Raw genomic sequence first — 19,006 nt, 5'->3', positions numbered from 1 at the left:
CGATTCCTTGAAAGAAAAAAGCGTGAATACTTACAAAGAAGCAGGCGTCGACATTGAAGCGGGCAACCGTTTCGTGCAGATGATCAAACCTCTCGTCAAAGCTACCAGCCGGCCGGAAGTGCTGACCGATATCGGCGGCTTCGGCGGACTGTTTTCCCTCAATGCGGGCAAGTACAAGAAGCCGACGCTGGTTTCGTCCACCGACGGGGTCGGCACCAAGCTTAAGCTCGCCTTCCTGATGGATAAACACGACACGGTTGGGATCGACCTGGTCGCCATGTGCGTCAACGACATTGTCGTTCAGGGGGCCGAACCGCTGTTTTTCCTCGACTACCTCGCTACCGGCAAGCTTGCACCGGAGAAGGCGGTGGAGATCGTGCGCGGTATCTCCGCAGGCTGCGTCGAAGCCGGCTGTGCCCTGATCGGGGGAGAAACGGCCGAGATGCCGGGCTTCTACAACGAGGGCGAATACGACCTGGCCGGGTTTACCGTCGGCGTCGTTGATGACAACGACATCATCGACGGCTCGACCATCACCGTCGGCGACAAGATCATCGGCATCGCCTCCAGCGGTCTGCACTCCAACGGATTCTCCCTGGCGCGCAAGGTCTTTTTCGATTCGCTGAACCTGACCGTCGACTCCCATGTGGACGAGCTGGGCGAAGTCCTCGGCGAAGCGCTGCTGCGCCCGACCCGCATCTATGTCAAAACCATTCTCAACCTGATCCGCGATTTCGAGATCAAGGGCATGGCACACATCACCGGCGGAGGTCTGCTGGAGAACGTCCCCCGCGTGCTGCCCCGCAACTGCTGCGCCCGCATCGAACGCAACGCCTGGCCCAAATCTGCGCTGTTCGAAATGCTGCGTGAGCAGGGCAATATCGAAGAAACCGAGATGTACCGCACCTTCAATTACGGCATCGGCCTGGCTCTGATCGTCCCGGCCGAGCAGACCGATGACATCATGGTGCGTCTCTCCGGTCTCAAGGAAGAGGCTTTCCTGATCGGTGAAATAGGCAAGGCGGATCAGAATCATAGCGAAGATAAAATCGAACTGATCTGAGGATCTGAAGGAGGGGCGGCGTGCCCAAGATTCGCATTGCAGTGCTGGCCAGCGGCCGCGGTTCCAATCTGCAGTCCATTATCGAAGAAAGTCAGGCCGGTCGGCTGGACGCTGAAATCGTACTGGTCGCCAGCAATAAGGCGGATGCCGGGGCGCTCGAGCGTGCTGGCGAGGCTGGAATCGCCACCTGCGCCATTGATCACCGCCAGTTCAAAAACCGCGAAGACTTCGACCGCGAAATGGTTGCGGCCCTGCGCGAAGCCAGAGTCGACCTGGTTATCCTGGCCGGCTTCATGCGGCTGCTCTCCAATGTCTTCATCGAGGCCTTCCCCCACCGCATCATGAACATTCACCCGTCACTGCTGCCCGCTTTTCCCGGGCTGGACGTGCAGAGAAAAGCGTTGGAATATGGCGCCCGCTTCTCCGGCTGCACCGTGCATTTCGTCGACGGAGGCCTCGATACCGGCCCCATCATCATTCAGGCGGTGGTGCCCATCCATGAAGATGACAACGAGGAAAGCCTTTCTGCGCGCATCCTGGAGCAGGAACATCGCATCTACCCCCGCGCCATTCAGCTTTTCGCTGAGGACCGGCTGCGGATCGAAGGGCGCCGAGTACGCATTCTCAACCCGGATCGCCCCGAGGATCGCGCGCTGATCAATCCGCCCCTCAGCTGACCCCTTTCTGCTCTGGAACTGCTCCGCCCTGGTGGTCGCGCGCCAAATGAGTCCTTGCAATCAACACGAAATCGTGATAGTTACTTACGTTCTAAAATTTCAGGAGGTCAGTTCCCATGGCAAAAGTATGTGAGGTATGCGGCAAAAAACCTTCGACCGGCAATAATGTCAGTCATGCTCATAACAAAACCCGCAAAACCTGGTACCCCAACCTGCAGAAGGTCAAAGCGATCCAGAACGGCACCGTTCGCACCATCAAGGTCTGCACCCGGTGTATCCGTGCGGGCGCGGTGAAAAAAGCCATCTAGGCGCTTTTCCCCCCGCTGACGATTGATGCGGAAAGGGCGGTTCCCGAACAGGAGCCGCCCTTTTTGTCGTTCTTCTTTGTATCTATTCATCCCGTTGTGTGGGGTCGCAGCTCCCATGACATGGGTGTTTGGCGCCAGGGATGGCGCCAATCAAACGGCCATGGATGGCGAAAAGTGTCCCTTGTCATGGGAGTTGCGACCCCATGCCGGACACTTGCGCTCCCCTTTATCTTTTCGGCGATTATTCCCTCTGCCCTACTCCCCTCCGGTGCACGCCACCCATTCGATTTCAACCTGCGCCCCTTTCGGCAGCGCCGCAACCTGAACCGTAGCGCGGGCCGGGGCGACCCCGGTGAAGTATTTGCCATAAATCTCGTTGACGATCCCGAACTGACTCAAATCGGTCAGATAGATGGTCGTTTTGACCACCCGGCTGAAATCGAGCCCGGCGGCGGCCAGCAGAGCCTTCATGTTGGCCATCACCTGTTCGGTCTGCGCCTCGATGCCGCCCTCGACCAGCTCGCCGCTGGCGGGATCAAGGGGAATCTGTCCGGAAAAAAAGAAAAAACCGCCGACCTTCACCCCCTGTGAATAGGGGCCGATAGCGGCCGGCGCCTGCCCGCTTCTGATCTGTTCGATATCCATCTCAATCCTCCTGAATAAAATCCGGCCTCCCTGACCGGAAAGTGTTTCCGGTCAGGGTAAACAGGCCGATCTCACTGTGCAAGGGGATTTTCCCTCTCAACCTTCGAGCCACCGCCGAACCAGACATAAAGCGTCGGCAGGACAAAGAGCGTCAACAGGGTCGAGGTCAGCACTCCGCCCACCACAACTGTCGCCAGCGGTCGCTGTACCTCGGCGCCCACCCCGACCGAAATGGCCATCGGCAGAAAACCGACCGCATCGGTCACCGCGGTGGCCAGGATCGGCACCAGACGCTGTCGGGCTGCCCCGGTAACCGCTTCCACCAACGGCAGGCCATCCTTCTGCAGGCCGCGAATCGCCGATACCAGCACCTGGCCGTTGAGAACCGCGATTCCCGACAGAGCGATAAAGCCGATGGCGGCACTCACGCTGAAGGGGATCTCCCTCAGATAAAGGGCAATGACGCCCCCGACCGCCGCCAGCGGGATGCCGGTGTAGATGATGAGTACATCACGCAGACGCTTAAGGCTGAAATAGAGCAGGAAGAATATCAGCAGCAGCGTCAGCGGCACAACAACCATCAGACGCTTCTGGGAGCGTTCCAGGTTCTCGAACTGACCGCCCCACTCGATCATATAGCCTTCGGGCAGCTGAATCTGGCTTTCGATCTTTTCACGCGCTTCGTTGACGAAGGTGGCGATATCGCGATCACGTACATTGACCTGCACCTTGATCAGGCGACGCCCCCACTCGCGGTTGATGGTGGAGGGACGCTCCACCTCGCTGATGTGCGCCAGATCCTCGAGGGGCACCACCGCGCCGCCGGTGGTCGGGATCAGCATGCGGGCCAGGGCGTCCGGGTCGCTGCGCATGGCATCGGGCAGGCGCAGCACCAGGGGGAAGGAACGCTCTCCTTCGTAGATAGTCCCGACCTGCGGGGTGCCTACCGCCGCCACCATATCGAGCACTTCCCGCGCGGCAACACCATGTCGCGCCAGCGCCTTGCGGTCAACCTCGATGCGCAGCGTCGGCTGGCCGGTAATTTGCTCCACCGCCACATCAGAGGCACCCTGGATTCCAGTCAGAAGGTGTTCCACTTCCTCGCCCAGAGCCACCAGGTTGTCGAAATCCTCGCCGAAGATTTTGATCCCCACGTCGCCGCGAATCCCTGAGAGCATTTCGTTCACCCGCAGCTCGATGGGTTGGGTGAGAACGGCGCGGATCCCCGGCAGGCCATGCAGCGCCTCCTCCACCCGGGCGCTCAACTGGGCCTGGTCTGCAGCGCGGGTCCACTGATTGCGCGGATGCAGGGTGAGAAAAATATCGGTCAGTTCCGTCCCCATGGGATCGGTCGCCACTTCGGCGCTGCCGAGGCGGCTCCACACCGCCTGGATCTCATCAGGAAACTCCTCCAGCAGAAGTTGTTCCATGCGCGTGTTGTATTCAATGGATTCATCCACCGAAACACCCGCCAGACGCACAACGCTGACCACCAGTGACCCCTCGGACAGGCGCGGGATGAACTCGCCCCCCAGCCGCAGAGCCGGTACGGCCGTCGCCACCACCAGCAGCAATACCCCACCCAGGAAGACAAGCCGGTGACGCAGCACCCGGGTCAGAACCGCTTCGTAAAACCTCTGCAACCCGGTCGCAAAGCGGCGGGGGCGTACTGCGGGGTTTTTCAGGAACTGAAGCGACAGAACGGGCGAGAGCACGATGGCTACCAGCAAACCGCCCACCAGGGCAAAAATCAGCGTCCAGGCCATCGGCTTGAACATCTTGCCCTCGATCCCCTCAAGGGTCAGAACGGGCAGGAACACCAGCACGATGATCCCCATGCCGTACACAATGGGGCGTGCCACCTCCTGGCTGGAGGCCAGCACCACATCGAAGCGTTCCGCCGCGCTCAAGGGCCGGTTCAACTGCATGCGGCGTTCGGTCAGGCGCCGCAGGTTGGCCTCGGTCATCACCACCGAACCATCGACCAGCAGGCCGAAATCGATGGCGCCAAGGGAGAGCAGACTGGCCGCGATCCCCATCTGTGCCATTCCCAGCGATGCAAACAGCATGGCCATGGGGATGGTGGCCGCCACCAGCAGGCCGGCGCGCAGATTGCCGAGCAGCAGAAACAGCACGGCAATCACCAGAATCGCCCCGGCGGTCAGGTTGTGCTTGACCGTATCGATGACCTGGTTGACCAGCGAAGTGCGTTCGTACACCGGCTCGATCAGAACATCCTCAGGCAACGTCTCACTCAGGCGATCGAGCGCCTGGCGCAGATCCCGGGTGACCTCGCGGCTGTTCTCGCCCATCAGCATGAAACCCAGCCCCAGAACCACCTCACCCTGGCCGTTGGCAGAGACCGCTCCGCGTCTGAGTTCATGACCGATGGCCACCTCGGCCACATCACGGATCAGGACCGGGGCCCCGTCGTAGGAGCGGATGACGATATCGGCGATTTCTTCCACCGAAGCAACGCGCCCCAGACCGTGCACCAGCAGCGTCTGGCCGCCGGTGACGACCTGCCCGCCGCCGACATTGGCGTTGTTCTCACGCAGAGCCTCGGCGACATCGTTGTATGTCAGATCAAACTTGATCAGCGCTTCCGGCGAAACGATGACATGATACTGCTTTTCCAGCCCGCCCCAGGAGTTGACCTCCGCCACGCCAGAGACCTTGCGCAGCTGGGGCTTGACGACCCAGTCATGCAGGGTGCGTAGATCATCGAGACCGTAGTCGGGATTCTCGGAGCGCACGATATAGTGAAAAACCTCGCCGAGACCGGTGGAGATGGGGCCCAACTCCGGCGGGTCGATCCCTTCTGGAAGCGTGACCCCCGCCAGCCGCTCCATGATCAGCTGACGGGAGTCAAGAATCGCCATCTCGTCTTCGAAGATCGCCACCACCTGCGACAGGCCGAACTTGGAAATAGAGCGGACATGGACCAGCCCCGGCAGGCCCGAAATCGCCAGCTCCACCGGTTGCGAAATCTGTTTTTCAATCTCTTCCGGGCCCAGGGCAGGTGCGGTGGTGTTGATCTGCACCTGCACCGGGGTCGTATCGGGAAAAGCATCGACCGGCAGGTGCCACAGCGACCAGATTCCGGCGGCGAACGCCACGCAGAACAGCAGCACCACCAGCAGGCGGTTGCGCAGGGCGACTTCAATCAGTTTTGCCAGCATTTAATCCCCCCTTTAATGATCCGCACAGGAGGCACCCAGGCGTGCCTTGAGAATTTCCGATTTCAGCGCGAATCCCTGTCCGGAAACCACCGATTCATGCAGGTCCAGCCCTGCCGTCACCGGGACCAGATCCCCAACGCGGCGGCCCGTTTCAACCCGTCGCAATTCAAACAGGTCGGCCTCCTGCTGGATAAAAAGATAGGGGATTCCATCGATCTGCTGCACAGCTGCCGCGGGGACACCCGGCACACGCCCCTGTTGCTCCGAAAGCAGCCAGGCTTCACCGTACATACCGACCCGCAGGCGGAGCTGGGGATTATTCACCTCTGCCAGAACCTTCAAGGTGCGGCTGCGTTCGTCGAGCGCCGCCCCGACCTGAAAGACCTTCCCCGAGAAGTGCATGCCGGGCAGTCCGTCAAAACTCGCCCGCACATCGGCGCCGACACGCGCCTCATAAATTCGGGAAGCTGGCAGATTCAGTTCAACCCACAATTTATCGAGATCGGCCAGCACGAACAGCGGGCTATCCGGCGAGGTCCTCTCCCCCACGGCAGCGGCTGTCTCGATCACAACGGCATCAAAAGGTGCGCGCAATGCGACCCGCGCGCTCCCCTTTTCGGATGAAACCAGTTCCTCGATCCCTTCATCGGTCAAACCGAAATCGAGAAGCTGTTGGCGGTAGCGTTCCACCTCGCCACGCGCGGCGGCGTATTCCGCTTCAGCCTGCTGAAACTCCTGCCGGGAGCTGATGCCACGTGCCAGCAGATCCTGTTCGCGCACATAACTGGCTTCGCTGCGTGCGGCATCTGCCCGTGCCGCGCGAAATTCGGATTTAAGCGCGGCAAGCTCAGGCATGCTGATCTCTGCCAGCACAGCGCCTTTGGTGACACGATCGCCGGGGCGAACCAGGACTTCTCGCACGACACCCTGGGCAAGGGACGAAATGCGGGCCAGCCGGCTGCGATTGAACTCGACACGGGCAGGCACGCTTTCCTCTCTTGCGGTCGAGACCGGCAAAGCCTGGGTCAGCATCACCCCTGCCCGATCCGCTACTTCGAGAGAAGCGAGACGGACCAGCATAGATTGCCCCGGTTGCAGCTCGGCCAGATGGTCGCCGTGGCAGAGAGCATCTTCGGCTTCAAGGACCCGGTGTTCGGGGCAGGTGCCGTCGGTGCTGCCATGGTCATGGTTGTCATGGTTGTCATGGTTGTCATGGTTGTCATGGGAGTCATGGGACGAATGGTCGTCGTGGTCGTCGTGGTCGTCGTGGTTATCGCGGCCCTGCGGGCTGTCATCGAACAGGTCTTCAAGTTCGTGCTCGTCGTGGGAGTGGCCGTCATCAGGGCGGGCCGCGGTCATCGTGGAGTAAATCAGCACCATCGCAAGGATGGCCGAAGCAACCAGCAGCTTGCGTATCAGAGAATGCGTCTTCATTATTTATCCTCGTATTTTGAAAAATTCAGGTACTGAACGGACTTCAGAACATTGCGTCCCAGCAGGCGCTCCAATTCGAGCACGGCTCGGTGATAGGAAAGAAGGGCATCGATCTGCAGGCTTTTTGCGGCAAAAAAGCTCTGTTCCGCATCCAGAACATCGAGCAGTCCGAATTTCCCGGCCTGATAACCGTACCGGATTCCTTCAAAGGTCTCCTCTGCAGCCGGGATCACCTCGTCACGCAGCGAGACGACGTCATCGTAGGCGCTGTCAAGTTTGCTCCAGCCGCGCACCACCTGCCGTTCCAGATCAAGCCTGGCGGCGTTTTTTTCCTCCCGTGCCTTATCAAGACGCGAGCGGGCCGCTGCAATCGCGCCCTGGTTGCGATTGAACAACGGCAGCGGTACGGAAATTTGAGCAACAAGGGCATGGTCATCCGCATCCTCGTCACGCTTGACGCCGAGGCTCAGCGTCGGATCAACCACCCCTTCGGCGCGTGCCAGCCGCAGCTCCTGCTCTGTCCTGAGCCGCATGCCGTTTGCCCGCTGCACGGCGGGACTGCTTTCAAGGTCTGTAAGAATTTTCGATCGCTCGGGAATCTCAGCAACGCGACGAAAATCTTCATCCGCAGCGATGAAATCACCTTGGCTCCCCTGCCAGGACAAGGCCAGCACCTGTCGAGCCGCAGACACCTCGCGCTGAACTCGCCTCAGTTCCAATCGCGCCTCGGCGAGACGGGAAGAAAAACGCTTTTTCTCGATGGATGCGGATTTTCCTGCGGCGATCCGCTCCTCAACCGCGAACAGCAGGCTTTCATTCAACGCCACCTGGTCACGGGCAACAGCTTCACGCTGCTGGGCGGCTACCAGGTCGAGGAAACGTGCGACCGCCTCGGATGCGATCTCAATGCGGGCAAGCTCCTTCTGCCAAAGGCCCAGTTCCTCCCCGGAGCGGGCGACATCCTGCCGCGCCGAGCGCTTCCCCCCCAACTCCAATCGTTGGCTGAGGCGCAGCGTGGTCTCTGCGCGGTCGGCCCCTGAAAACTCGCCGCTGCCGCCGAAGTTCTCCAATTCAAGGGAAAACTCTGGATTGGGGCGAACCCCGGCCTGACCTACTTCATGCTTCAGGGCTGCTGATTCATGCCCGGCGGCGGAAAGTGTGGGATTATTTTCAAGCGTAAGCGCAATGACTTCCGTCACAGACAAAACGGGTAGACTCGACGTGTCATCCGCGGCATAAGCCTTCTGCGGACTGTGCAGAACAAGAGTCGCCAGCAGCATCGCCAGCAACCCGGCCAAAAGTTTACGGATCATACAAACAACCTCCAGTGCGCCTCCATCAGCGCACAACGAAGAAGAGCAAGGGTTTCACGCACCGCGATTCACTCCTCCGCAACGGGCAAACAACCCGGATCCGCACGTATGAATACGGACCAAGATTCAGGCGGAGAGAATCAACCCAAGGCGTAACCTCTTGATTTTTTTGATTTTGGCTAGAAAAATACAGCAGAATGGTACAGGAGGAGGTGAATCAATGCAGAAGGACAACGGTGCGATGAGAAACCAGAAAGGGATCAATGCCTGGAGGGGGTTGCGGAAAAAGTTGCGGGATAAATCGTTCTGAGGACAACGCCAGCGGAAAAGAAAAACCTGCCAAGGGCAGATCTATCAGAATATCGTCCGCATCAACATCTCCTGCACGGCGGAAGTTGGCTTCAACCGAGGCAGGCAGATCCAGGCAGGGTCCGCATGAAGCCTCCTCACAGGAAGCGTGAAATGCTTCATCATCGGAGTGCTCGTCCCCGCAATGATCGTCCTGCGCCCGCTCGCCACCATGACAGTCACCCGCCACCGGATGCTCAAGCGCGGCATGCCCGTTCTCACCAAGGCACCAGACGTAGCCTTGCACACCGGTCTGGCCGGCCAGAACAAAGACCATCACGCTGATCAGCGCAACGAAATATCGGGGAAGGCGAAGATGCATAATAAAAACATGGTAGCCGAAGGCGAGGAAAAATGCTATTCCCAATGTAAACTTTGATGCTGTCTCTATCCTGCTTTTGCCGACACTGCAAAGGAGAATCCCCTATGAACAATAACGTGAGCAAATTCATTCTGGAGCGCGACCAGGCCGTTCTGGTCGTGGTTGATGTGCAGGAGCGGCTGGTCCCGGCCATGGACCAGGGACGCTACGCCGAAGTTCTGCGCAATATCGATTTCGTGCTGAAAAGCGCGCGCCTGCTCGAGGTCCCGGTGGTCGGCACGGAGCAGTATCCGCGCGGCATCGGTCACATGGTACCCGAATTAGCCGATGCCTGTCGCGACAAGGTCATTGAAAAGCTCACCTTTGGATGCTGCGGCGAACCCTCTTTCATCGAGCACATGAATTCCCTGGGACGCCGCCAGGCGATTGTCGTCGGCATGGAAGCCCATGTGTGCGTCTACCAGACGGTGCTGGGATTGCTGCGGGAAGGATTTGACGTGCACCTGGTCCGCGACGGCATCATGTCGCGAGGCGAGATCGACTATCTCAATGCCCTGGAATCGGCCCGGTCGGCGGGAGCGGTGGTCACCACCTCGGAGACGGCGGTGTTTCAACTGGTCAAGGTATCAAGCGATCCGCAGTTCAAGGAGATCTCCGCGATGGTGAAGGCGCGTTCGAGTGTAAAGTAAGGCGTTTGGGCTAGGCCAGTCGGCGGAGAAAATCGTCGAAAACCCCCGTTATAACCTGCAGGTGGCTCATCAAGCGGTGGTCGCTGTGGAACAGGTGGAGTTCGCACCGGTGCTTGCCGGCAAAACGGATGGCGTTTTCAACGGGCACGACCTCATCATTCCATCCATGAACGAGCGCGGTCAGCTTCGCCTCGGGAACCGGCTCCTGCACCTCATACCCGGGCAGATAAAAAGCGGGAGCCATGAGGAACAATCCTGCCGGCCGAAGCTGCGCCGAGGCCACCGTCGAAACATAGCCTCCCATGCTGGAGCCGACCAGCACCAGAGGCCCGGCTTCATGGGCGGCAAGGGACAGAAGCCTTTCGACCCGGACATCGGGATCAGCGATGCGGGAATAATCGGGGCTCTCCACCCGGTAGCCCTGACGCTCAGCCACCGAGGCCAGCGCCTGAATCTTCGATCCCCAGGGACCGCTTTCCTTGCCGTGGGCGAAGTAGATCGTGGGTTGCATGGCTAAAGCTCACCTTCCTTTCGTTTCGCTGCCGGAAAAACCAGGAAGTCATAACGACCCCCCACAGCAACGCTCCCGATATCCCGAGAATCGCAAAAATGATCCCGCCCAGAGTTCCCTGCACAACAGCCACGACCAGGTTTCCCTTAACCGTTGCGCGGGCCACTTCGGCAAACTTGGCGAACAGCAGGTGCTCGCGTTCGTCGCCCAGAGGCAGGGCACGCACCAGCAGCTTGACCAGCTTCGATCCATCGCGCAGCATAAAAAACGACAGATAGAAAAACCGCATGTCCACACCCAAAACAGGTGTGGACAAATGTGGACAAAAAATCAAAGAAAAAGGGGCCAGCGGAAAACCGCCAACCCCTTGATTTTACTTGGTGCCGAAGGGGAGACTCGAACTCCCACGGGCCTACGCCCACTAGACCCTGAACCTAGCGTGTCTACCAATTCCACCACTTCGGCAAAGCGAGAGGATTTATATCAAATGCCTGTTGAGAATGCAATAGAAAATTGTGAAAAAGTTGGGTAGCTATTCACTTCGCGGGTTCGCAGCACCCCTGTTGAACTACAATTAATGCTTGTCAGCAACCACAACCGCAATTGTGGCAGACCACCTTGTCGCTGCCTTCGGGTTCGATGGTTTCCGGCGCAAAAGCAGTGCGGTTGACGCCCCTTTCGATGTCTTCGACCAGGTCGAGATGCGCGCTCCGGCCGATCACGTGACCGAGGCACATATTACCCACCCCGTCTTTGGGGGAACGAAGGCGGACGCTGTTGAGCAGATCTCCATAACCCTTGATCTCCATCACCATGTCCGGATCTTCGGCGCGCAGCAGTCGCACCCCGGCGGTAGCGAGATCCTTGCCGAGACGCTCGAACAGGGCGTCGAGGCCTTGTTCGTCAACCGCATTGCGCCATTTGTCATCCTTGAACTCACGGCGGTAAAAAACCACCGTCACTTCTTTCATTTCCATGGCCGTTTCACCTCAACACCAGATTTCAGTCTTTTTTTCCTGCATCTTCAACCTCCCCCGGCAGCAGCATCCTGACCCCCGGCATGGACTGTTTGTCATCCACCTCCAGAGCGATTCGCACCACGTCCACCTGCCTAAGGCCGGCAACGCCGGGGCGCTTGAAGCTCAGCATGGCGCGACTCCCGACAGGCCCCCATAAAAGCTCGCCCACCACCGCCTGGAAATTGGTTCCCTGCAGGGGATATCCATCCACAGCAATAATCAGGTCACCGGGCTCAATCCCCTGTTTTTCAGCCGGGGTTCCGGCGACGACCGCCAGCACGACCAGTTCACCGCGCACGGTGGGGACCACCTGCAACCCAACGCCGCCAAACTCCCCCTCGGCAGCAGCTGCGGGGCCGCCGCCTGACGACAGCAGGGCAAAGAAGAGCCCTGTGATGACATGAAAAAAGCAAAGTCGCCCAAGCTTTATTTTGATTGCAAAAAACATCAGAGCTGATGAATCCAGGAGGTATCGCCTGAACCTTCACGCAACACCTCCACCTGGTCGCCGATCAGACTGATGACGGTAGAGGAATCCCCCCGCAGGATGCCGCCATCGATAACCAGGTCGAGCTGATGGCCGAGGGCATCTTCGATATCGAGCGGATCATGGTAGACATCCTGACCGGAGACGTTGGCGCTGGTGGTTACCAGCGGATGGCCAAGCTCCTGCACGATAGCCAGCGCAATGGGGTTCTGCGGAATCCGGATCCCCACCGTTTTCTGGCGGGTCATGAGGGAATCGGGCACCACTCGGGTCGCTTCAAGCACGAAAGTGTAAGGCCCGGGCAGGTGACGTTTCATGATCTTGAACGCAAAGTTGCTGACCTGGGCGTAGTTGGAAACATCGGACAGGTCCGCGCAGATGAAGGAGAAGGGTTTGCGCGCATCGCGTTTCTTGATCTGATAAATGTTTTTGACACCCTTCTTGTTGAAAATATCGCAGCCGATACCGTAGTTCGTATCGGTCGGGTAGGCAATGACTCCGCCCTGCTTGAGCTTGTCCACAACCTGACGAATCAATCTCAACTGGGGGTTTTCGGGATTGATGGAAATAATCATTCGTACACCTCATCTCGATAGGCGTTTAGACTGTAGATAGTTGACATATTACCACAAACAGCTTGAATGACGAGACTTTTTCTAATGGGAAACCGGGCAAGAGAGGGGAAACGCTGTATCAGAGGAGATATTTCAGGTCATCGATCTGCCGCAGAGCGTCATAAACCCCTGTGACCTGATCGAAGTTGTGAACACGAACCACAACGGAAACGGAGACATAATTGCCTTTGCCGCTGGGGCGAACCTTGACCGCATCCTGCGACACGGGAAGAACGCCTGAAACTGCCCGCCTTACCTCAAAAACGAACAGCTCGGTGTTGGGCCCCATCGCCTTGAAAACATGATCGCAGGGAAAATCAAACAACTCTTCCGGTTTCGGGTGTCGATCATTCATGGTCGATCTCCTCCTCGTCGCGCCACCCCGTATGGCCGAAACCGCCTGATCCCCTGCGGGTTTCGTCCAGGAAATCCACCTGCCGCAGCCGCCCCTGCACGACCTTGGAGAGCACCATTTGCGCGATGCGGTCTCCCGGTTGGAGCGTCAGCGTGTCCTCGCCATGATTAATCAGGATGACGCCCACCTCCCCGCGGTAATCGGCGTCGATCGTGCCGGGAGAGTTGACCAGGCTTATGCCGTGTCGCAGCGCCAGGCCGGAGCGCGGGCGGATCTGCCCTTCGTAACCCTCAGGGATGGCAAAGGCCAGGCCGGTGGGGATCAGCATGCGCTGCCCGGGTTTGACTCTTACGGGGGCGTCCAGTGCGGCGTGAAGATCCATTCCGGCGGCGCAATCAGACATATAGCGCGGCACAACTGCGCCGGAACGGACGACCTGTACACGAACATCAATATGATTCATGGGAGTATTGGTTCCAGCGATATCAGGACAGCGCGAGATCGAGCATGGTCAGATCATGGTCACGACACTGCCCAACGGTTTCAAGAATCAGGGAGTCGTCCTGGAAAAAGTGCCGGGCGAGGTTCTGCAGGTCGGCAGCGTTGACCGATTCAATGGAGCCGACCACCTCCTCGACATCCACATCGCGGCCCAGGTAAATTTCGTTCCTGGCCAGCCGTGTCATCCGGGTGTCGGTACTTTCAAGCGACAGCAGCAGATGCCCCTTGAGCTGTTCCTTGGCCGCGCCAAGTTCCCTCTCCGAAAGCGGGATTGTGCGCAGATCGTCAAGCTCCTTGAGAATCAGAGAAACCACTTCCCGAAGATCATCGGGGCAAACCCCGGCATAAACAACCAGGGCTCCGGAATCGGAATGGGAATTAAGGTAACTGTAAATGGAGTAAGCAAGACCGGCATCTTCCCGGATACTCTGGAACAGCCTGGAACTCATGCTTCCACCGAGGATGACATTGATCAGATGGGCCTGAAAACGATCAGGATGGTTCTGCGGAAGACTCGGCGTACCGAGACACAGATGGTGGCGGAGTGTGCCGCCACCATCTGTTCGGAAATTATCCGGATGCCGTTGTCGACAACGGTTTTTCGAACCATCGATCAGCCTGTGAATCACTCGCCGTCTTCGGGCGATTTCTGCCCCAGAGCTTCCTTGCGGGAAAGTTTGATCTTGCCCTGTTTGTCGATGCCGATGCATTTGACGAGCACTTCATCACCTTCGTTGAGAATATCGGTGACCTTCTGCACGCGTTCCTTGGCCAGTTCGGAAACGTGGACCAGGCCGTCGGTGCCTGGGAAGATTTCGACGAAAGCGCCGAATTCCATCACCTTGCGCACAACACCCTGATAGAGCTTACCGACCTCGGCTTCCTGGGTCAGGTCGCGGATCATCTTGATCGCCTTCTTGGCGGCTTCGCCGTCGGCGGAAGCGATGTTGATGCGGCCGTCATCTTCAATGTCGATGGCGCAGCCGGTCGCTTCAATGATCCCACGAATATTCTTGCCGCCGGAACCGATGACGGTGCGCACCTGATCGGGCTTGACGCGAATAGTGGTGATGCGCGGAGCATAGGGAGAGAGGTCGCCGCGCGGATTTTCGATCGCTTTGGCCATCTCGCCAAGAATATGCATACGCCCGGAGCGCGCCTGCTCCAACGCCTGCTTCATGATGTCCTTGGTAACCCCGGTGATCTTGATGTCCATCTGCAGGGCGGTTACGCCTTTACTGGTCCCGGTGACCTTGAAGTCCATGTCGCCGAGGTGGTCCTCGTCGCCGAGAATATCGCTGAGAACCGCGACATCATCGCCTTCCTTGATCAGGCCCATGGCAATACCGGCAACGGGCTCCTTCACGGGAACGCCGGCATCCATCAGAGCCAGGGAGGAGCCGCATACGGACGCCATGGAAGATGAACCATTGGACTCAAGAATGTCCGAGACAATGCGGATGGTATAAGGGAAATCGTCGTAGTTCGGAAGAATTTTTGCGACCGAACGCTCGGCCAGGTAACCATGGCCGATTTCGCGACGCCCGGGGAACAGGCGCATGCTGGTTTCGCCGACGCAGAACGGCGGGAAGTTGTAGTGCAGCAGGAATTTCTTGAATTCCATTCCCTGCACGTTGTCCATACGCTGCTCGTCCACCGAGGTGCCGAGCGCCACAGCGACCAGGGCCTGTGTTTCCCCGCGGGTAAAAAGGGCGCTGCCGTGGGCCCGGGGCAGCACTCCGACGTCACAGGTGATCGGACGGACAGTCGTCATGTCGCGGCCGTCGATGCGCACCTTGTCCTTGATGATCATGCCGCGCACCACGCGCTTTTCAACCTTGCCGATCAGTCCGGAGATCTCCCCTTCACTTTCAGGGAACTCTTCGGCCAAAGCGTCTTTCACTGATTGGCGAATTTCACTCATGGCAGCAGAACGCTCCTGCTTGGCGCGAATTTTCATGGCCTCGAGGACTTTGTCGGCGCACAACTGCTCAACACGCTCCTCCAGGGACGCATCAGTTTCAGGGATTTCAAATTCACGCTTGGCCTGACCCACCAGGTCACGCAGTTTGATCTGAAGATCGATCAGCGGCTGCAGGGATTCGTGCCCGAAGAAGATCGCCTCAAGCATTTCATCCTCGGACAGCAGCTCTGCTTCGCCTTCGACCATGATGACCGCCTCGCGGGAGCCGGCAACGGTGATATCGAGATCGCTGTTCTCCATCTGCTGAAGAGTCGGATTAGCGACCAGTTTTCCGTCCACCCTGCCGACACGCACAGCGGCAATAGGTCCGTTGAAAGGGATGTCGGACACTTCAACTGCAGCAGATGCTGCCACAATAGCGAGAGTGTCGGGATCATTGATCAGGTCGGCTGAAATCACCCAAGGCATGATCTGGGTTTCAAACATGTACCCTTTGGGGAACAGGGGGCGCATGGGGCGGTCGATCAGGCGGCAGATGAGAGTTTCCCGCTCGCTGGCGCCGCGCTCGCGACGGAAGAAGGAGCCGGGAATTTTTCCGGCGGCATAGAATTTTTCCTGGTAGTTGACGGTCAGGGGGAAGAAATCCTGCCCTTCGCGCATTTTGCGGGCCGAAACGACGGTACACAGAACCTTGGTCTCACCGTAGGTAATGACCACTGCGCCGTCAGCCTGACGGGCCATCTTCCCGGTTTCGATCGTCAGGGGTTGTCCATTGAACTCTGTTTCTACTTTGTGAAAAGCCATATTTATTCCTTTGGTTTTGGTGCAAGCACCTGGTTGAAAATCAACCGGGCAGAATGACCAAAGGAGGATGGCCCGAGACAGACCCCGACCTTCACTTTGAAGGCGGGATCTCTCTCCGGTCAACCTCCCCAGTCAAAACACTGCCCGAAAAACAAAGGCAGCAGCCCTCCGGGGTACGGAAGACATGCTGCCCGTGTTTAACGGCGGATGCCCAGTTCTTTGATGATCTTGCGATAACGCTCGACATCCTTGGCTTTCAGATAATCGAGCAGGCGCCGTCTTTGCCCGACGATCTTGAGCAGCCCGCGACGGGAATGGTGATCCTTTTTGTGGGTCTTGAAATGCTCGGTCAGGTAAATGATGCGCGCTGAGAGCAGAGCGATCTGAACCTCGGGCGAGCCGGTGTCACCCTCATGCGTCTTGAACTGTTCGATAATTTCCTGTTTGCGATCCGTGGCCAGCACTGTGCCACCTCCTTTCCATCCTGTGTCTTGATCTGCCAAGAACAGCAGTTGTGTTTTTATGTGTGGGCTTTCTACCACAATTCACGCTGCGCTGTAAAGCGCTAAAGATGATCATGAAAAGACATTGAACACCTTTAAAAGCTCAAAATCTCCACGTTTTTCCTTTTGCCGCGTCGGATCGAAGCGCGCGACCGCCAACAGCCTTTCATCGTCGGTCAATGCAACCACATCCCCCTGTGCGAAATCTTCTTTTCCAACCACCTGATCGAGAGAAGGCGGCACACCGTCAGCAAGTCGACCGGCAGCCTCGGATACGATCTCAAGGCGGCTATAATCACGCATCGCTTCAATCGGCGTCAGAAATGCGGGACTTTCCCCGGGCAGGATGCCCTCGTCCACATCATCCAGCGCAATGCACTGCGCCAAATTGAACGATCCGCTGCGGGTGCGGCAAAGCCTGGTCAGATGGGCACCGGGCCCCAGCGTCTCACCGATATCATGAACCAGCGTCCGGATGTAGGTGCCCTTGGCGCAGGTTACCTCAAGCTCGGCCTCATCTTCCCCGGTCCGCAGAATTTCAATGCGGGCGATATGTACGGCCCGCGGCGGACGATCCACATCGACCCCCTGGCGCGCCAGGCGGTGCAGCGCGACCCCGTTGCGTTTGATGGCCGAATACATGGGCGGGATCTGTTCGATATCGCCGGTAAAGCGCGGCAGAACTTCCGGTAGCTGTTCAAGGCAGTGCGGCTCGACCGCTCGACGTTCGACAACCTGCCCCTCAGCATCCTGGGTGTCGGTGATCACGCCAAGCTTCATGGTGGCGTGATAGGTTTTTTCGCCAGCCATGATAAATTCAACCAGCCGGGTCGCCTGGCCGACGGCCACGGGCAGAACCCCCGTAGCCATAGGATCGAGGGTGCCGGTATGGCCGACCCGCCGGGTGCGCAACAGACGCCGCACGCGCGCGACCACATCATGGGAGGTGAGTCCCTGCGGTTTATCGATCAGCAGAATTCCGTCCATGAAATGCTCAGGCGCCGACCTCGATGTTCAGTCGATCGAACACCATCGCCCGGACCTGGTCAAGATCGCCCTCCAGGTTTGCGCCGGCGGCATTGTGATGGCCTCCGCCGCCGAGCTGGTGTGCAAGTTCGCCCACATTGATCTTGCCCTTGGAGCGGAAACCCACCTTGTAGGAACGAGGGCCGGTCTGCCTGAAGAGGATGGCGACTTCGACCCCTCGAATGGAGCGGGGATAGTTGACGAAGCCGTCGGTATGCTGAGCTTCGGAGCCTGTCTGGCTCATCATTTCGGAAGTCAGGGTCATGGTGGCAAATTTGCCGCAGGAGGAGACGGTCAATGTCGCAAGAGACAGAGCCAGAAGGCGCAGTCGCTTTTCGTCCTGGCTCTCATAAAGACCGCCCGCCACATCCCAGGGATTTATCCCGCCGATTTCGACCAGATCGGCGGCAATGCGAAAGGCCTCGGGGTTGGCATTGGAATAGCGGAACGAGCCGGTGTCGGCAAGAATTGCCGTATAGATGCACAGGGCCACATCGGGCGTAAGTGCGGCCGGACGCTTTTTGAGGATCCGGTAGATCAGGCCACCGGTCGCACAGGCCTCTTCGTCAACATAGTTGATATCGCCGAAGGCTTCGAAGTACGGATGATGATCGATATTGATCAGAAAAGAGCCTGCGTCGCGCAGATGAGTTCCGGCGCGATGCAATTCTCCGGCATCAAGCACGAAAACAACATCGAAAGCACCGTCATCAACTTGATGGACAATCAGATTGGAGCCGGGCAGAAACTGTAGCGAATCGGGAACGGGATCCTGGTTGTAGGCCACGACCTCTTTGCCCAGGGCACGTAAACCGTTGGTCAAGGCGAGCGTCGAAGCAATGGCATCACCATCAGGGCCGGAATGGGAGGCGACAAGAAAACGCCGGCCCTGGTCAATCTTCGTCAGTATCTGTTCGGTCATCGCGCTTTCCGGTTTCCTGGATTTCTTCAAGCAGAGTGTCAATACGGTTGCCGTACTCCAGAGAGTGATCGTAGCTGAAGATGAGATCGGGCGTATATCGCATACGCAGGCGCTTGCCGAGTTCCCGGCGAATAAAAGATACGGAGCTTTTAAGTCCCTCCTCCGTTTCCTGCTGGGCTTTTTCATCACCCATAACAGAGAAAAAGACCCGCGCCAGATGCAGGTCCGGCGTCATCTCAACGCCGGTGATGGTCACAAACCCAATGCGCGGATCTTTCAGGCCCTTAACCAGCAAGGCTGAAATTTCCTTCTGTATCTGTTCTCCGACACGATGTGAACGTTGTGATGACAAAGACAAA

Annotated in this window: 22 protein-coding genes, 1 tRNA gene and 1 pseudogene; 4 read left to right on the top strand and 20 right to left on the bottom strand. The window is 58.3% G+C overall.

The genetic code is table 11. The features are described 5' to 3' along the window. The first annotated feature begins 7 nt into the window (after positions 1–7). The 3 genes from purM (at position 8) to rpmB (ending at position 2,048) form a co-directional block, all read left to right on the top strand. A complete protein-coding gene (gene purM, locus GSUB_RS06995; protein ID WP_040199927.1) occupies positions 8–1,063 on the top strand; it encodes a phosphoribosylformylglycinamidine cyclo-ligase in 1,056 nt (351 codons plus the stop codon). Between the two features lie 20 nt (positions 1,064–1,083). Continuing rightward, positions 1,084–1,740, top strand: a complete 657-nt coding sequence (gene purN / locus GSUB_RS06990) for a phosphoribosylglycinamide formyltransferase (RefSeq protein ID WP_040199926.1) — start codon at positions 1,084–1,086, stop codon at positions 1,738–1,740. Positions 1,741–1,856: 116 nt separating this feature from the next. Next, positions 1,857–2,048, top strand: a complete 192-nt coding sequence (gene rpmB / locus GSUB_RS06985) for a 50S ribosomal protein L28 (protein WP_040199925.1) — start codon at positions 1,857–1,859, stop codon at positions 2,046–2,048. Between the two features lie 255 nt (positions 2,049–2,303). On the opposite strand, the gene GSUB_RS06980 is transcribed toward rpmB, so the two are convergent. The 5 genes from GSUB_RS06980 to GSUB_RS17975 all read right to left on the bottom strand — a co-directional run bounded on the left by GSUB_RS06980 (position 2,304) and on the right by GSUB_RS17975 (position 9,292). Next, complete coding sequence (locus tag GSUB_RS06980; protein ID WP_040199924.1) at positions 2,304–2,693, bottom strand: RidA family protein; 390 nt, start codon at positions 2,691–2,693, stop codon at positions 2,304–2,306. A gap of 71 nt (positions 2,694–2,764) precedes the next feature. Beyond that, positions 2,765–5,875, bottom strand: coding sequence for an efflux RND transporter permease subunit (locus GSUB_RS06975; protein ID WP_040199922.1), 3,111 nt, complete (start codon positions 5,873–5,875; stop codon positions 2,765–2,767). Positions 5,876–5,887: 12 nt separating this feature from the next. Then, positions 5,888–7,309, bottom strand: a complete 1,422-nt coding sequence (locus GSUB_RS06970; RefSeq protein WP_040199921.1) for an efflux RND transporter periplasmic adaptor subunit — start codon at positions 7,307–7,309, stop codon at positions 5,888–5,890. Beyond that, complete coding sequence (locus GSUB_RS06965; RefSeq protein ID WP_040199920.1) at positions 7,309–8,622, bottom strand: TolC family protein; 1,314 nt, start codon at positions 8,620–8,622, stop codon at positions 7,309–7,311. The genes GSUB_RS06970 and GSUB_RS06965 overlap by 1 nt, the downstream gene beginning before the upstream one ends. A 217-nt stretch (positions 8,623–8,839) precedes the next feature. Further along, positions 8,840–9,292: a hypothetical protein gene (locus tag GSUB_RS17975; protein ID WP_158414052.1), complete on the bottom strand. Its 453-nt coding sequence runs from the start codon at positions 9,290–9,292 to the stop codon at positions 8,840–8,842. A 104-nt stretch (positions 9,293–9,396) separates the two neighbouring features. Here GSUB_RS17975 and GSUB_RS06955 point away from each other — a divergent pair, with 104 nt between their 5' ends. Further along, positions 9,397–9,981, top strand: a complete 585-nt coding sequence (locus GSUB_RS06955) for an isochorismatase family protein (RefSeq protein WP_040199918.1) — start codon at positions 9,397–9,399, stop codon at positions 9,979–9,981. Positions 9,982–9,991: 10 nt separating this feature from the next. On the opposite strand, the gene GSUB_RS06950 is transcribed toward GSUB_RS06955, so the two are convergent. The 15 genes and pseudogenes from GSUB_RS06950 to GSUB_RS06885 form a co-directional block, all read right to left on the bottom strand. Beyond that, positions 9,992–10,492, bottom strand: a complete 501-nt coding sequence (locus GSUB_RS06950; RefSeq protein WP_040199917.1) for a YqiA/YcfP family alpha/beta fold hydrolase — start codon at positions 10,490–10,492, stop codon at positions 9,992–9,994. A gap of 49 nt (positions 10,493–10,541) precedes the next feature. Beyond that, a pseudogene (locus GSUB_RS20055) lies at positions 10,542–10,769 on the bottom strand (AI-2E family transporter); the annotation flags it as partial. 101 nt (positions 10,770–10,870) lie between these two features. Continuing rightward, positions 10,871–10,957 (bottom strand) — tRNA-Leu (locus tag GSUB_RS06940). 119 nt (positions 10,958–11,076) lie between these two features. Further along, the gene (locus GSUB_RS06935) at positions 11,077–11,469 is read right to left on the bottom strand and encodes a hypothetical protein (protein ID WP_040199915.1); all 393 of its coding nucleotides are present in this window, start codon (positions 11,467–11,469) and stop codon (positions 11,077–11,079) included. A gap of 25 nt (positions 11,470–11,494) precedes the next feature. Beyond that, the gene (locus GSUB_RS06930) at positions 11,495–11,959 is read right to left on the bottom strand and encodes a PDZ domain-containing protein (RefSeq protein WP_052464683.1); all 465 of its coding nucleotides are present in this window, start codon (positions 11,957–11,959) and stop codon (positions 11,495–11,497) included. Continuing rightward, positions 11,959–12,573, bottom strand: coding sequence for an L-threonylcarbamoyladenylate synthase (locus GSUB_RS06925; RefSeq protein ID WP_040199913.1), 615 nt, complete (start codon positions 12,571–12,573; stop codon positions 11,959–11,961). The genes GSUB_RS06930 and GSUB_RS06925 overlap by 1 nt, the downstream gene beginning before the upstream one ends. Before the next feature lie 118 nt (positions 12,574–12,691). Continuing rightward, positions 12,692–12,967, bottom strand: a complete 276-nt coding sequence (locus GSUB_RS06920) for a YbeD family protein (RefSeq protein WP_040199912.1) — start codon at positions 12,965–12,967, stop codon at positions 12,692–12,694. After that, positions 12,960–13,430 (bottom strand): dUTP diphosphatase, encoded by a 471-nt coding sequence (gene dut / locus GSUB_RS06915; protein ID WP_040199911.1) that lies wholly within the window; start codon positions 13,428–13,430, stop codon positions 12,960–12,962. Before dut ends, GSUB_RS06920 begins: the two co-directional genes overlap by 8 nt. Before the next feature lie 22 nt (positions 13,431–13,452). Continuing rightward, positions 13,453–14,001: a M16 family metallopeptidase gene (locus GSUB_RS06910; RefSeq protein WP_235269937.1), complete on the bottom strand. Its 549-nt coding sequence runs from the start codon at positions 13,999–14,001 to the stop codon at positions 13,453–13,455. Further along, positions 13,941–14,078 (bottom strand): hypothetical protein, encoded by a 138-nt coding sequence (locus tag GSUB_RS19735; protein ID WP_235269962.1) that lies wholly within the window; start codon positions 14,076–14,078, stop codon positions 13,941–13,943. The genes GSUB_RS06910 and GSUB_RS19735 overlap by 61 nt, the downstream gene beginning before the upstream one ends. A gap of 15 nt (positions 14,079–14,093) precedes the next feature. Next, a complete protein-coding gene (gene pnp / locus GSUB_RS06905; protein WP_040199909.1) occupies positions 14,094–16,196 on the bottom strand; it encodes a polyribonucleotide nucleotidyltransferase in 2,103 nt (700 codons plus the stop codon). Between the two features lie 197 nt (positions 16,197–16,393). After that, positions 16,394–16,660, bottom strand: coding sequence for a 30S ribosomal protein S15 (gene rpsO / locus GSUB_RS06900; protein WP_040199908.1), 267 nt, complete (start codon positions 16,658–16,660; stop codon positions 16,394–16,396). 111 nt (positions 16,661–16,771) lie between these two features. Beyond that, positions 16,772–17,686 (bottom strand): tRNA pseudouridine(55) synthase TruB, encoded by a 915-nt coding sequence (gene truB, locus GSUB_RS06895; protein WP_040199906.1) that lies wholly within the window; start codon positions 17,684–17,686, stop codon positions 16,772–16,774. Positions 17,687–17,693: 7 nt separating this feature from the next. Then, on the bottom strand, positions 17,694–18,647 hold the full coding sequence (locus GSUB_RS06890; RefSeq protein WP_040199905.1) for a DHH family phosphoesterase: 954 nt from the start codon (positions 18,645–18,647) through the stop codon (positions 17,694–17,696). Next, positions 18,619–18,999, bottom strand: coding sequence for a ribosome-binding factor A (locus GSUB_RS06885; RefSeq protein WP_040199904.1), 381 nt, complete (start codon positions 18,997–18,999; stop codon positions 18,619–18,621). The genes GSUB_RS06890 and GSUB_RS06885 overlap by 29 nt, the downstream gene beginning before the upstream one ends. Between the last annotated feature and the right edge of the window lie 7 nt (positions 19,000–19,006).

The sequence above is a fragment of the Geoalkalibacter subterraneus genome (assembly GCF_000827125.1).
Classification (GTDB): Bacteria; Desulfobacterota; Desulfuromonadia; order Desulfuromonadales; family Geoalkalibacteraceae; genus Geoalkalibacter_A; species Geoalkalibacter_A subterraneus.
Note: the sequence above shows the minus strand (reverse complement) of the source record. Positions and strands in the feature narration are given on the sequence as shown.

What these genes read in the sequence shown, in the direction of transcription:
- rpmB (WP_040199925.1), top strand. Translation starts at nt 1,857, where the DNA reads ATGGCAAAAGTATGTGAGGTATGCGGCAAAAAACCTTCGACCGGCAAT.
- GSUB_RS06980 (WP_040199924.1), bottom strand. Translation starts at nt 2,693, where the DNA reads ATGGATATCGAACAGATCAGAAGCGGGCAGGCGCCGGCCGCTATCGGC.
- GSUB_RS06975 (WP_040199922.1), bottom strand. Translation starts at nt 5,875, where the DNA reads ATGCTGGCAAAACTGATTGAAGTCGCCCTGCGCAACCGCCTGCTGGTG.
- GSUB_RS06970 (WP_040199921.1), bottom strand. Translation starts at nt 7,309, where the DNA reads ATGAAGACGCATTCTCTGATACGCAAGCTGCTGGTTGCTTCGGCCATC.
- GSUB_RS06965 (WP_040199920.1), bottom strand. Translation starts at nt 8,622, where the DNA reads ATGATCCGTAAACTTTTGGCCGGGTTGCTGGCGATGCTGCTGGCGACT.
- GSUB_RS17975 (WP_158414052.1), bottom strand. Translation starts at nt 9,292, where the DNA reads ATGCATCTTCGCCTTCCCCGATATTTCGTTGCGCTGATCAGCGTGATG.
- GSUB_RS06955 (WP_040199918.1), top strand. Translation starts at nt 9,397, where the DNA reads ATGAACAATAACGTGAGCAAATTCATTCTGGAGCGCGACCAGGCCGTT.
- GSUB_RS06950 (WP_040199917.1), bottom strand. Translation starts at nt 10,492, where the DNA reads ATGCAACCCACGATCTACTTCGCCCACGGCAAGGAAAGCGGTCCCTGG.
- GSUB_RS06935 (WP_040199915.1), bottom strand. Translation starts at nt 11,469, where the DNA reads ATGGAAATGAAAGAAGTGACGGTGGTTTTTTACCGCCGTGAGTTCAAG.
- GSUB_RS06930 (WP_052464683.1), bottom strand. Translation starts at nt 11,959, where the DNA reads ATGTTTTTTGCAATCAAAATAAAGCTTGGGCGACTTTGCTTTTTTCAT.
- GSUB_RS06925 (WP_040199913.1), bottom strand. Translation starts at nt 12,573, where the DNA reads ATGATTATTTCCATCAATCCCGAAAACCCCCAGTTGAGATTGATTCGT.
- GSUB_RS06920 (WP_040199912.1), bottom strand. Translation starts at nt 12,967, where the DNA reads ATGAATGATCGACACCCGAAACCGGAAGAGTTGTTTGATTTTCCCTGC.
- dut (WP_040199911.1), bottom strand. Translation starts at nt 13,430, where the DNA reads ATGAATCATATTGATGTTCGTGTACAGGTCGTCCGTTCCGGCGCAGTT.
- GSUB_RS19735 (WP_235269962.1), bottom strand. Translation starts at nt 14,078, where the DNA reads ATGGTTCGAAAAACCGTTGTCGACAACGGCATCCGGATAATTTCCGAA.
- pnp (WP_040199909.1), bottom strand. Translation starts at nt 16,196, where the DNA reads ATGGCTTTTCACAAAGTAGAAACAGAGTTCAATGGACAACCCCTGACG.
- truB (WP_040199906.1), bottom strand. Translation starts at nt 17,686, where the DNA reads ATGGACGGAATTCTGCTGATCGATAAACCGCAGGGACTCACCTCCCAT.
- GSUB_RS06890 (WP_040199905.1), bottom strand. Translation starts at nt 18,647, where the DNA reads ATGACCGAACAGATACTGACGAAGATTGACCAGGGCCGGCGTTTTCTT.